This is a genomic window from Parasaccharibacter sp. TMW2.1882 (genome assembly GCF_023337635.1).
GTDB lineage: Bacteria > Pseudomonadota > Alphaproteobacteria > Acetobacterales > Acetobacteraceae > Bombella > Bombella apis.
Map to the genome: position 1 here is coordinate 168,237 of NZ_NWUT01000003.1, position 12,799 is coordinate 181,035.

Annotated in this window: 10 protein-coding genes; 8 read left to right on the forward strand and 2 right to left on the reverse strand. The window is 60.2% G+C overall.

What is annotated here, in order from left to right; genetic code table 11:
* The first annotated feature begins 108 nt into the window (after nucleotides 1-108).
* Nucleotides 109-1,167 (forward strand): phosphate ABC transporter substrate-binding protein PstS, encoded by a 1,059-nt coding sequence (gene pstS, locus CO583_RS08350; RefSeq protein WP_408610232.1) that lies wholly within the window; start codon nucleotides 109-111, stop codon nucleotides 1,165-1,167.
* Here the strand turns inward: pstS and CO583_RS08355 are convergent.
* A complete protein-coding gene (locus CO583_RS08355; protein ID WP_227431483.1) occupies nucleotides 1,118-1,672 on the reverse strand; it encodes a DUF2721 domain-containing protein in 555 nt (184 codons plus the stop codon). The genes pstS and CO583_RS08355 overlap by 50 nt on opposite strands.
* 232 nt (nucleotides 1,673-1,904) lie before the next feature.
* Here CO583_RS08355 and CO583_RS08360 point away from each other — a divergent pair, with 232 nt between their 5' ends.
* From CO583_RS08360 to mdoH, 5 genes are all read left to right on the forward strand, one after another.
* A complete protein-coding gene (locus tag CO583_RS08360; RefSeq protein WP_086431643.1) occupies nucleotides 1,905-2,693 on the forward strand; it encodes a creatininase family protein in 789 nt (262 codons plus the stop codon).
* Nucleotides 2,690-3,970 (forward strand): YncE family protein, encoded by a 1,281-nt coding sequence (locus tag CO583_RS08365; RefSeq protein ID WP_227449731.1) that lies wholly within the window; start codon nucleotides 2,690-2,692, stop codon nucleotides 3,968-3,970. Before CO583_RS08360 ends, CO583_RS08365 begins: the two co-directional genes overlap by 4 nt.
* Before the next feature lie 227 nt (nucleotides 3,971-4,197).
* The gene (locus CO583_RS08370; protein WP_248630748.1) at nucleotides 4,198-5,202 is read left to right on the forward strand and encodes a hypothetical protein; all 1,005 of its coding nucleotides are present in this window, start codon (nucleotides 4,198-4,200) and stop codon (nucleotides 5,200-5,202) included.
* Nucleotides 5,203-5,237: 35 nt separating this feature from the next.
* A complete protein-coding gene (locus CO583_RS08375) occupies nucleotides 5,238-6,353 on the forward strand; it encodes a polysaccharide biosynthesis/export family protein (RefSeq protein WP_249103350.1) in 1,116 nt (371 codons plus the stop codon).
* Nucleotides 6,350-8,659 (forward strand): glucans biosynthesis glucosyltransferase MdoH, encoded by a 2,310-nt coding sequence (gene mdoH, locus CO583_RS08380; RefSeq protein WP_249103353.1) that lies wholly within the window; start codon nucleotides 6,350-6,352, stop codon nucleotides 8,657-8,659. The genes CO583_RS08375 and mdoH overlap by 4 nt, the downstream gene beginning before the upstream one ends.
* A gap of 4 nt (nucleotides 8,660-8,663) precedes the next feature.
* Here the strand turns inward: mdoH and CO583_RS08385 are convergent, their stop codons facing one another.
* The gene (locus CO583_RS08385) at nucleotides 8,664-9,317 is read right to left on the reverse strand and encodes an RDD family protein (RefSeq protein ID WP_248630750.1); all 654 of its coding nucleotides are present in this window, start codon (nucleotides 9,315-9,317) and stop codon (nucleotides 8,664-8,666) included.
* Between the two features lie 159 nt (nucleotides 9,318-9,476).
* Here CO583_RS08385 and CO583_RS08390 point away from each other — a divergent pair, with 159 nt between their 5' ends.
* Nucleotides 9,477-11,690, forward strand: coding sequence for a protein-disulfide reductase DsbD (locus CO583_RS08390; RefSeq protein WP_248630751.1), 2,214 nt, complete (start codon nucleotides 9,477-9,479; stop codon nucleotides 11,688-11,690).
* Between the two features lie 103 nt (nucleotides 11,691-11,793).
* Nucleotides 11,794-12,753, forward strand: a complete 960-nt coding sequence (locus tag CO583_RS09240) for a glycosyltransferase (protein WP_248630752.1) — start codon at nucleotides 11,794-11,796, stop codon at nucleotides 12,751-12,753.
* Nucleotides 12,754-12,799 lie beyond the last annotated feature (46 nt).

Genomic DNA, 12,799 nt, shown 5'->3' on the forward strand with positions numbered 1-12,799 from the left:
TTTGTGTCAAAAAAGACTTTTCTTTGTCTTGTGGTATATTTTTATTGTCTGAAGCGTCGGCGAAGCTATAACGGCAGACAGGTGATCATTGCGTGTGCCGAGGGATTTATGCGTCCGACAGATAAACGTCTTCTCCGCTGGAAGAACTGCGGCAGGGCCTTCATGCTGGTGCTGTCCATTTCGTCAGCCCTGGCCGGGGTGGCCCGTGCGGAGGATGTGGAGATAACGGGCGCAGGGTCCAGCTTTGCTGCCCCCGTCTATCAGAGCTGGAGCGTTCCGGCGGGAGAACAGGCAGGGCTTCAGGTCAATTATCAGACGGTCGGTTCCAGCGCCGGGCAGGATCAGGTCGTGGAACGTACGGTGGATTTTGGAGCATCCGACAAGCCGATGAGCCCGAACCGTCTGGCAGAGACGCACCTCTACCAGTTTCCGACCGTCATGAGTGGTGTGGTGCTGGTGGTCAATCTGCCCGGTGTTCCCGCCGGGGCATTGCGGCTGGACGGTCCGACACTGGCAGCCCTGTATGATGGTCGCATCACGGATTGGGACGACCCCCGCATCCAGGCTCTCAATCCCGGGGTGACGTTGCCGGATATGGGAGTCGTGGCCGTGCATCGGGCCGATGGTGCCGGGACGACCTATGTGTTCACATCCTACCTTTCCCGGACATCACCGGAGTGGGAGGCCCGTATCGGCGCAGGGACCCTTGTGGAGTGGGCTGGCGGTGCTGGAGCACGGGGCAATGACGGCATTGCCGCCCTTGTCCGTCAGACGGAAGGGAGCATCGGCTATGTGGAATATGCCTACGCCGCACAGAACCATCTGGGCATCGTGCAGATGAAGAATCATGATGGGCGGTTCGTGCTGCCATCCCTGAAGGGCTTCATTGACGCTGCCTCCGCAGCGGAATGGAAAGCGGAGGACCATTTTGCCGTCAATCTGCTGGACCAGCCCGGGGCGGAGAGTTGGCCCATCGTGTCAGCCACCTATGTTCTGGTGCCGGAAGATGCCGTGGACCGGCCCGAGGGGCAGGGTGTGAAGCGCTTCTTCAGCTGGGGGTTTGCCCATGGGGCAGAGATCAATGCCCGGCTGGGCTATGTGGGGCTGCCAACCTCGGTCAGTGATGCCGTTTTGCGTGGCTGGCCTTCGAGCGCAGCAGGGAAGTAAGCAGGGAGACCTGCCCTTCATGCCGCAGGCCATGCCAGCTGAGGAGCGTATCGGCCAGAAAGGCCAGCAGGGCTGCCACGGTGCAGCCCAGTGCAGTGCCGAAGAGGGCCAGCAGCCAGAGTGATGTCGTGGCATCTCCCAGTGAGCCGACAAAGAGGGCGATGGCCGCACCGCAGGTCATGGCCCCGCCCAGCCCGTTGAGGATAATGGCAAGGTCCAGCACGACAATGCGGCGTGTCAGGCGTTTCTGGCGGGTTTTCAGCCGTTGCGGCGTGTCGTAGCTGTACTGGTGGTCCTGTTCGGAAGGAGGGGCGGCCAGCAGACGGTTGACATTGTCCAGATGGTCCGAGACACGGGCCAGCCTTGTATTGAAGATGTTGATCAGCGTGCCGATGCCGGAGAGCATGAAGACGGGGGTCAGGGCCATCTGGATGATGTGGGCGGCGTCGTCGATATTGTTCATCTGGGTAAGAAAGGGCAGGGTGTTCAGCAGGGGCACGGTCATGACGGTTCTGGTGGTTGTACGCCGGGACAGTATGCCGGATGAAGTCCGCTCAGGCCATGGGCCTGTGCAGGACCCGTATCCGGAACACCGGGGCCATGGGGGTGGGGTGATAATGCACAAGGGGCGCTGGATGAGCAACAGAACTGTGAAGGTGGTGGCCGGGTATCCGTGCTGGCCCCGGCTGCGACCGCTGGTCCTGCTGGCCTGCCTGGCCGGGCTGGTGGCTCCGGCCATGGCAGAAGAGCCGGAGGGGGTGTCTCCGGCCTGTCCGCCTGCGGTCCGGCAGGTGGAGCTGGCCTGCCAGAGCTGGACGGAGATTGACGCCGGCCTTAAAGCCGGGACCAGAACGGTCATTATCCCGGTTGGTGGTACGGAGCAGAGCGGGCCTTACATGGCAGTGGGCAAGCATGATGTGCGGGCCCGTGTTCTGGCGGACAGGATTGCCCGCAGGGTAGGGCAAACCCTGGTGGCCCCCGTGCTGGCCTATGTGCCGGAAGGCTCGACCCGGCCCCGCACAGGCCACATGCGGTTTGCCGGGACACTCTCCATTCCACCAGCCGTTTTTGCCGGGCTGGTGGAAGGAGCGGCGGAAAGCCTGAGGGCGCAGGGCTTCACCACCATTGTGCTGCTGGGGGACCATGGTGGTTATCAGGCCCAGCTGGCTGCCCTGGCACAGAGGCTGAACAGGCGCTGGGCTGGTGAAGGGGCGGCAAGGGTGCTGTATGTCGGAGCCTATTATGATGTCGTGGCCGGACAGTACGCAGATTACCTGCGCCGACAGGGCCATGGTGTGGCTTTGGGGAAACATGCCGACATAAGCGATACATCCCTCATGTTGGCCGTGGATCCGTCCCTTGTGCGGGAGGGGCTTCTGAGGCAGGCTGGAAAACCGGATTCTGCCGATGGTGTCTATGGTGGTGACCCGCGGCAGGCAACGGCTGAACTTGGCCGGGTCGGCACAGCCATGCAGGTGCAGGCCGCCGTTGAGGCCATTTCGTCTTTCAACAGGAGACACCCATGAGGCTCAAAATTTCGTTTCTGGCAATGGGGGCATTACTGGCTGCGGGGGCAGCGCAGGCCCAGCAGACGGCCAACCATCCTGACCCGCAGGATGAACCGATTGCTGCCGATTCGCCAAAGCCTTTTCCGGATGGTGATCCATCCGCCACGGCAAAGGCACCACCTGCACCATCTGGTGCCGTGACGGAGCAGGCGCTGGTCGTACAGACCATTCCGGGCATGCCGCCCGTGCCGGACATTCACAACATTTACAGTGAAGCCAGCGGCCCGGACAAACTGTCCCCCGTCGTGGCGCATGATCTGGAGCGGATCTATGTGCCCAACCTGCGTGGCAACAGTGTCTCCGTGATCGACCCGAAGACCTACAAGGTCGTGGATACGTTCCCGGTGGGGCGGTCCCCCCAGCACGTCGTCCCCTCATGGGACCTGCGGACCCTGTGGGTGACCAACAACAGCGAGGGCCATACGGATGGCTCCCTGACACCGATCGACCCGCTGACAGGCAAGCCCGGCAAGGCCATTGCCGTGGATGACCCCTACAATATGTATTTCACACCGGACGGGCAGAATGCCATCGTTGTGGCAGAAGCCCATCGCCGTCTGGATTTCCGTGATCCGCACAGCATGGTGCTGAAAGGGTCTGTCGAGGCTCCGCTCTGTGAGGGCATCAATCATGCTGCCTTCTCGGCAGATGGGCGTTATGCGATCTTCACCTGCGAATTCGGGCGCTATCTGGCCAAGGTGGATACGGTCAACCGTACCCTTCTGGGGATGCTGAAACTCTCCAAGGGGGGGATGCCGCAGGATGTTCTCGCCGCACCGGATGGGCATAAATTCTATGTGGCCGACATGCATGCTGATGGCGTGTTCATCATTGATGGCGACAGCTTCAGGGAGACGGGTTTCATTCCCACGGGGCTGGGAACGCATGGGCTGTATCCGAGCCGTGATGCAAAGCTGCTTTATGTTGCCAACCGTGGGTCCCACATGGTGCATGGGCCACGCCACAGCAAGGGCAGTGTGTCCGTCGTGGATATGGCAACGGACAAGGTGTTGAAGACCTGGCCTATTCCCGGTGGTGGCAGCCCGGACATGGGCAATGTCAGTGCGGATGGCAGAACACTCTGGCTCTCCGGCCGTTTTGATGATGTCGTCTATGCCATTGATACGGAAAGCGGTGCCATGAAACAGATTCCTGTCGGGGCAGAACCGCATGGTCTGACAGTCTGGCCCCAGCCGGGTCGCTACAGCATTGGCCATACGGGCATCATGCGTTGAGAAACCAGACAGGGGTTACTCCCTCTCATGGAGCTTTTTCAGGAAAAGGAGGCTTTGGCCTCCTTTTTTTGTGTCTGGCTGCGGAGGGGGAGGAGAAAATGGTTTCTGTAAAGTTAATGTATTGTTAAAATAAGAAGGGACGCATTGCGTCCAGTCATTATGGGATGCTCATCTCGACAGATGGTCTGCATGATTGTGTTTTCCTGACGGAAACGAAAGGAAGTGCCGTGCGTTTTCTCCTGCTGGTTCCCCTGCTGGTAACGCTGGCCTATTATGCGTTTCTCTCGCCAGTTCTTTACAGAACACAGACTGTCCTTGTCGTGGAGAAGCCCGATAGCAGGGGGAGTGGCGGGGGAGTTTTTACAGGCCCGGATGGCCGGAATGAGGGGAATTATCTCTTCCAGGCTTTCGTGCTGTCCTATGAGGAATTCAGGGCCCTCAGGGCGAACGTGAATCTTGCAGAGGCGTATGATTTCACAGATCCCGTCCAGAGTTTCGGGGGCGTTCTGTCGCTGTTTTCGCACGATGATCATGCTCTCTACCGCTATTATGACCGTTACATCGTGGATATTGATGTCGGGAAGAAGAATGGCCTTGTGAAATTTACCCTCCGGGCCCCTTCTGCGGCTCTCGCCGAACGTCTGACAGGGCAGATACTTGGCGATGCCCGGGCCCGGCTGGCTCGCCTGAATGTCGAGCCGGATGATCTGTTGCTGCATGAGCATGAGGCCTCCATCAACAGGATCAGGCAGGTCATGGCTCATGATGAGCAGGTGATTGCCGACAATATCCTGTCTTCCGGCATTTATGAGGGCAGCGGCTTTTACGATACGGTGTTGAAGACGCAGTTCCGGCTGATGGCGGACCAGGCAGCCCTGAAGGGCAGGCAGGCGGCCCTTCAGGAGGATGTGGACCATGCCGCACAAGCCATGCACAGGGAGGTGATGGCCTATGAGGGCGAGCAGGAGGTTCTGCGCCAACGGAGCGTGACACCACGGCATGTCATTCTGGAAAATGATCGTCTGATTCGTGAGGTCAGGTCCCTTTCCAGTATTCTGGATGCCGAAATGGCCGCCTGTGAGACTGTCAGGACAAATGCCATCATGGGGCATTACTTCCTGAAAACCGTCAGCGGGCCTGTTGTGGAGGACACGCCTCTCAGACCGGCCTTCTGGTGGAGTAGCGCCATTGCGCTGGTCGCAGGGCTGGTCTTGTATGTTGCTCTGGCTTGATGATGAGGGGCCCGTTTTTCTGTTCTCTGGCGTTCATGGCCCTGCTGGTGCCGGTTCTGGCAGGGTGTGACCTGCCCAGTGGCGGCCCAGGCGTGAAGGAGCTGACAGCCCAGCCCCAGAGGCAGGACAGCAGGCGGCTTTTTTCTGGCCTTGTGATGCAGGACATTACCCTGAGAGAGGCCACGATCATGGCCGGGCAGATGCGGGAGGCAGAAAAGCTGCGGGTCCGGCAGGCCATATGGGCCATTGATGCGGGGCACAGCACCCGGGATCCAGTCATCCATGTGGGGGATGATCTCAGCGTGTCCATTCTTTCGTTTGCTGGAGGGGGAGATACGCCAGCCATCATGAAGCTGGGGCATTTTCCCGTATTGCGGGATGGCATGGTCACCCTGCCTTATGTGGGGGCTGTCCGGGTGGTGTCCCTGACCTATGCCAGCATCCAGCAGAAGCTGTCCCGCCTTTATGCGGCACAGCGTGTGTTCAGCCATCCGTCAGTCATCGTGCAGGAGGAAGCACCGGATGGCCGGTGGGAAGCTGATTCCGTACTTGTACTGGGTGAAGTGAAGATACCCGGGGAGGTGCGGTGGCAGCCTGGCGGGCTGATGTTGGCCCATGTTCTGGCGGAAGCCATGGGGGGAGGCCCGCCTGTGCCCGCCGGAGGGCCCAGTGATGGGCAGCCTGTGTCTGTTCGGCCTGAAACTGTGGTGTCTGTTGTCAGACATGGGCAGGTGGTTGGAGCCCTGCCGCTGGATGATGGGCTGGTGAATGACATTCATCTGGCCCCACATGACCGGGTGATCGTGAAGAAGGAGGCCTCCATCAGGATTCCGGTTCTGGGTGGGGGAGCATCACGGCCGGGTATCTATTCTTTCGGAACATGTCCGACACTGGCGGACATTCTGGCCATATCAGGCGGCCTGCAACGGGACGCCGCCTCCAGCCGGGCCATCTTCGTGCTGCGACGGGATCATGACACGCCTCATCTGTTGAAAATCCGTTTTGACCGGACCTACGGCCTGTTTGTCGCACAGAGTTTCCTGCTGGAAGATGGTGATGTCGTCTATGTCGCCGAGTCATCATGGGTGCCTTATTTCAAGGTTTTTTCCCTCATGCTTCAGGCGGGGGTTCTGGCCTCCATTGCCCGATGAACGGGCAGGAGGAAGAAGGGGCGATACCGTTTGATTTTTCTCCCTACAGGGACATTCTGGGAGGCGTGGATGGGGAGATCACGTCATTCGAGACCCTCAACCGGTTTCTGGAGCGGGAGGAAACTGATGGCGGTGCATCGGGCGATGGATTCAGACGGCTGCCTCTCCAGATCATGCGGTTTGATACGGACTGGAAGAAGATCATCCGCCAGCTGGTCTGGCAGGCATGTCCCAAAGGGGGGCAGAGACAGCCGGGTTGGGTAAGAATCATGGCCCGACGGCGGCGGAAAATGCTGCTTGTCTCCCTGCTGGTGGCCGGTTTCATGTTCAGCCTGGCCAGTGGGACCCTGTTTCCCGATCTGGACGACCATGAAATCCTGCCATGCCTTTATGCGGCCCTGTACCTGCTGTTCACCTTTCTTGCGACATATGCCTTCGTGAAGATGGTTGTCGGTTACCGGCTGGCCCGCCGGGGGGCAGCGGGGAATCCTTGCCATCCGGCACACAGGGCCAGGGAGCCGGGGCCGGAAGAGCGCTGTGCCATTCTGTACCCCGTCCATCATGAGGAGATGCACCGGGTCGGGGCGGGCATGGCATCCCTGATCGAGACACTCAGCCAGGATGTGCCAGAGAAGCTCCACCATTATGACCTGTATCTGCTGTCGGACAGTACGGACGTACGACATGTCCTGACCGAACAGGCCACCCTCTATCATTTGAGGCAGCGTTATCCGGGTGTGACAGTCCGGTACCGGCGCAGGGCACACAATGCCAATGCCAAACTGGGCAACGTCACGGACTTTCTTCGCCGGTGGGGACGGGATTATGCCTGTTTCTACGTGATGGATGCTGATTCCATCGTGTCGGGGGCCTGTGTCCATCAGTGTCTGGAAATGATGGCAGGCAACCCGCATGTCGGCATCATCCAGACCAGCCCGCTGCCTGTCCTGCGGCAATCCTTTTTCGGGCGGCTCATGCAGTTCAGCAGCCACCTCCAGGGAGCTGTCTTTCCCCAGGCGGTGGAGGCTCTTTCCATGGGGCATGGCAGCTATATCGGGCACAATGCCATCATACGGACGGATGCCTTCATCAAGCATTGCCTGTTGCCGGATTTTCCGGGGGAAAGGCCATGGGGCGGCAGGCCGCTCTCACATGATACTGCCGAGGCCGCCATGATGGGGCGGGCAGGCCATGAAGTCTGGTTTCTTGCGGATGTCAGGGGCAGTTATGAGGAGCTCCCGGCCAATCTTTCGGGCTTTCTGGCCCGTGAGAACAGATGGATGCAGGGCAATTTCCAGAATGTCCGCTTTCTGTCGGCAGACAGGGTTCAGGGGGTGCACAGGGAAACCCTGCTGATGGGGGCACTGGCCTATTTCATGGCGCCGCTCAGTGTTCTGTTCATGGTGTCATCCGTTTATACGCTGGCCCATCTGGAGGCGGGCATGGGGGCAGAGGGAACGGGGGAGCTGGAGAGTGTGAGGCTGGCCTTTGCCGGACTGTTCGTGCTGGCCATGATCTTCCTGCTGTCGCCAAGGCTGATTGCCCTGGCCGTTGCCATGCGGCGTCCTGTGGCCAGGCAGTATGGTGGTCGTGGCAGATTATTGCTCAGTTTCCTGCTGGAGATGCTGTTTGCCTTTCTGCTCAATCCGGTTCTCATGTGCTTCATCGTGAAGTTCCTGCTGGCCTGTTTCAGGCGGTCATCCGTCCGCTGGGCAGGGCAGCAGAGAGATGATGCCCCACTGACATTCCGGAGTTGCCTGCAGGATTACGGATGGTGTTCTGCCCTTGGTCTGGCGGGGGCCTGGGGGCTGGTGCAGGTGCTGGAGAAGCAGTTTGCTTACGGCGCTACCCTGCTGGATCATCTTTCAGAGGGAGTTCTGTCAGGGGAGGCGCTACTGGTCTGGTTTCTGCCGGTGATTGCCGGTCTCGTTCTGGCGCCTTTCACAGCATACCTGACCAGCCGGACATCAGCACTGGTCAATCGTTGCAGGTGGTTCCTCATCCCGGAAGAAGAGTCGGAACCCGCTGTCATCCGCTGCCTGAAGGCAGCTCTCGTGTGGCTTGGGAGCTGCTTTCCACCAGCGGATGGTGCCATCCTTCGCCATGCCTTGGAGAGTCCCCTGTTCTATGTGTCCCATTATCGGCAGATCCGTCATCGGCGGGCCGTGGCGGAAAGGCTTCTGCCAGCCATCAGGGCCGGGCATGAGCTGGACAGGCGCAGCCTGCTGCTTGCCCTGAATGAACGGGCGTGTTTCGTGGCGCTGGTGAAAGCCCATTTCCAGGCCCAGGGCTATTATGGCCTGTAGTCTTTCAGGGAGTGGCCGGTTTCTGCAGGGATGTGGGCGTCACGGTGCTGATGTTGTTCAGAATGGACGGGAAGAGCAGGTTTCCAACCATGGTGAGCGGGATTGAGACCAGAAACCACAGGATGGTGATTGTGACCGTGCGGGCGACGCTACTTTTCAGGGAGCGGACGACCGTGCCCATTTCTTCGTCCCAGAAAGTCGTTCCGGTGCGTCTGTAGCGTATGTAATGGATGAGGCCTGCCAGCGGTGACAGGACATCCATGCCCCCCATATAGGCGGCGACATAGATGAGATAGTTGCGTTTCAGGCAGGTGGAAAGATCGAGGGGGCGGCCATTGGTACGGTAGGGTTTGATGCCGAGGAGGCGCTTGCCCAGCGTATTGCCGAACCAGGCGCAGACAAGGGCATCCAGCACCATGGAGAGGGGAAAGATGAGCAGCAGGCTGGCGATGAGGGTATCCCAGCGTGGCATCATGGGGCTGAAGGATGCACTGCCGATTTTCTGCAATGTGGGAAACATGTCTTCCAGCTGGTGGATGGAACCATAGACTGGCAGCATGAGAAGGCTTCCGTAGATGTCCAGATCAATGCTGCGGGCTATCAGGCGGTTCCACGGGCCTGCTTTGGGATGGTCGGATGGGGCGGGATGTGTGGTCATGGCCTACTCATGGTCTGTGAAAGAGTGAACTGGGGACGGTAGGCAGCAATTATGTCTTTAAGACGGATATGGGCCAATGCTATGGGCCAGTGCTGCCTGCCCGGGGTACGGGGACAGGTTCCGGGGCTGTCTGGCAATCATGAAAGGGAGGGTAAGCGGATGGCGCGGCATATCGGCAGGATGATGATGGCTGTGTTTGCCATGGTGAGCGGGATGGTCTTTCTGGCCTCTCCTGTTCGGGCGGCAGAGAGCACACCGGTCGTGACCAGCCATACAACGGCTACCCTTGTCAGTGCGGTGGATGCTGTTGGGCAGGAGGAGAGTCAGGCTGACGGGGGCACGCTGCGGGTCGGGCTGAGGCTCCAGCTGAAGCCCGGCTGGCACACATACTGGCAGAATCCCGGTGATGCCGGTGAGGCGCCGCATGTCCATGTCATGGTGAGTGGCAGCCGGTCCGGCGGGACGGACACGGTCGCATGGCCCGTGCCGGAGCGCATTCCAGAGGGCGGGTTGATGGCCTATGCCTACCAGGGGGATGTGCTGCTGCCTGTGCGGGTTCCCCTCCAGGGGCGGGGGGCAGGTGCGGTGCAGGTCACGGCCCGTGCAGACTGGCTGGTCTGTGCGGATGTCTGCGTGCCCGAAAAAGGCGTCTTTTCCCTTGCATTGCCTGCTGTTGCCTCGGATGTCGTGCCGGATGCTGCCGAGGCAGCCCTGTTCCGTCGGGCTGATGCGGCCATGCCCCAGCCTTCCCCCTTTGAGGCCCGTCTTGGCCCCGATGGTCTGCTGACCCTGCATGGAGCTGGCCTTTCGCCCGATACGGTGCGGCAGGCCTGGTTTCTGCCACAGGAGGGCGGCGTGATCGCCCAGAATGCGCCGCAGCCCCTGTCTGTCCAGACCGGGCAGCTGGCTCTGACACTGAAGCCGGATTCCTATGCCCATCCGCCTTTCTGGCAGAAACCGCTGGCTGGCGTTGTCGTGCTGGTGGATGCTGCTGGCAGCCGGTCGGCCCTTCAGGTAACGGCGGTTCCAGTGTCTGGCGCCAGTCCGGCTGTTCCCGTCGTGGCTGCCACCGGGAACAGGGAACGGCCCGTCTGGAGCAGCCTGCTCTCGGCTTTTCTGGGGGGTGTCATTCTCAATCTCATGCCTTGCGTGTTTCCCGTGCTGGCCATGAAGATCCTCTCCTTTGCCCATATGGGGGGAGCTGGCTGGCGGACACGCTGGCGGAGTGCAGCCTTTTACACTCTGGGCATCATGGGCTGCTTTGCCCTTCTTGGTGCCCTGATGATGGCCCTGCGTTATGGAGGCTCTTCCGTGGGGTGGGGGTTCCAGTTCCAGTCTTCCGCTTTTGTTGTGGGGGTTGGCTGGCTGCTGTTTGTCATGGCGCTCAATCTGCTGGGTGTGTTCCAGATAACGGGGGGGCGCCTGGCCGGGCGGGCCGGGCAGATGGCCGCAGGGCATGGTCCGGCCAGTGATCTTCTGGCGGGCCTGTTGGCGGTGATCGTGGCCACGCCCTGTACGGCACCTTTCATGGGGGTCGCCATTGCTGTAGCACTGGGTGGGCCGATCTGGTCTGGCCTGCTGATCTTTCTGTCCATGGGGCTGGGGCTGGCAGCACCTTATGGCGTGCTGGCACTTGTGCCGGGACTGGCCCAGCGTCTGCCACGTCCCGGTGGCTGGATGGAACGTCTGAAACAGCTGCTGGCTTTTCCTTTGCTGGCCAGTTGCGTGTGGCTGCTCTGGGTGGCGGTGCTTCAGCGTGGGGGAGATGCAGTACTGCTGATGGCCGGAGGGGCCGTGCTTCTGGGGCTGGGGAGCTGGCTGTACGGGCTGGCGCAGCAGCGGGCCATGCTGGGGCAGGCACCCCGTTTCGTGCTGGGCTGCCGCCTGCTGGCCTTGCTGTGCCTGCTGGTCTGTCTTGCCGGGCTGGGGCGCAGTGTGGTGATGGATGATGAGTCTGGCTCTCCCGTCGCAGCCACCGGAAAGACCGGAGCAGCGATACAGGGACAGGATGGCCCTGCCATTGAACCGTTTTCGGCAGAGCGTCTGGCTGCTCTGAGGGCCGCAGGGCAGCCAGTTTTTGTGGACATGACAGCCTCCTGGTGTGTGACCTGCATGGTCAATGAGCACGTGGCGCTGGATGTTCCGTCTGTCCGGCGGGCATTCCGGCAGCATGGCGTGACCATCCTGCGGGGCGACTGGACCCGCCGGGACGAGCGGATCACGGCGTTTCTTAGGGCCCATGATCGTGATGGGGTACCGCTATACCTGTATTATCCTTCTGGGGGAGCGGAGCAGGTGTTGCCACAGATTCTTACACCCGGCCTTGTATTGGATGTGCTTTCACCTGCCGGGAAGCGTGGAAAGGAGGAATGATTCCAGAGGTATGATATTTACTTTTCATTAGTAAATTGTAAATATTCCAGTCATTCTCTACCCGGAGTGGGCAGGGTGCAGTGGTGGGCTGGGAGATTGACTGGTGGCGGGGCGAATCATTTTTCTGAACTGCTTCCCACGGGATCTCGTTTCTGGCGGCATCAAGACAGTCTACCGCCACGCTTTCCTGCTCCGTCAGGCGGGATTTCAGGCGCAGGTCCTGCAGTCCGAAGGCTTGCCGTCATGGTTGGGGCAGGAGATGCTGCCGCTGGTTTGCAGGGATGTGAAGGACCTTGCAGAAGAGGATATGGTCGTTTTTCCCGAAGTGCTGGATGGATGGTATGCGGACATGATCCGCCAGCCCATGGCCGGGAAGAAGATCATCTTCTGTCAGAATCCCTATTATTTCTTCACATACAGGCCATCAGTTGAAAAATTGAGGGACTGGGGCGTGACGCAGGTTCTGGCTCCGGGGATGGAGGCAGCGCATCTGATCCAGCGGGTGCTGGGACTGGAGGCTGTTCCTGTCACATCGCCCGTGGTGGATGGAGCTGTGTTCAGGCCACGGCAGAAAAAACTCCAGATCCTTTGTGCTGAGTGGAAATGGCCCCATCAGGGAGGGATACCAGCCTATGTCTGCCTGTTCCGTGACATGCTGTCGTTGAAGTATCCCCAGTTTTCCAACGTTCCGTGGATCCCTCTGAAAAAGAAGGGTGAGGCGGAGGTGGCGGCCCTCATGGGTGAGTCCGCTGTCTGTCTTGCTCTGGGACGGATGGAGGCTCTTGGCATCACGGCGTTGGAGGCTATGGCGGCAGGCTGCCTTGTCGTGGGGTATCATGGCGGTGGTGGGCGCGAGTACGCTACGCCGCAGAACGGGTTCTGGCATTCCCCGGAGGATATGGAAGGCATCGTGGACTCCCTGGCCATGGCGCTGGAGGGATATGTTTCCGGCAGTTCCGCTCTGCTGAAGATGGTGGAACAGGGGCGGTGTACGGCCCGGGCCTATGCGCCAGAGAGGGTCAGTGCGCAGATACGGCAGGTCTATGGATGTCTCTGCGGATGAGACTGCTGCCGGGGGCAGGAAAAAGCTGTACGGCAGGGATGTTTTC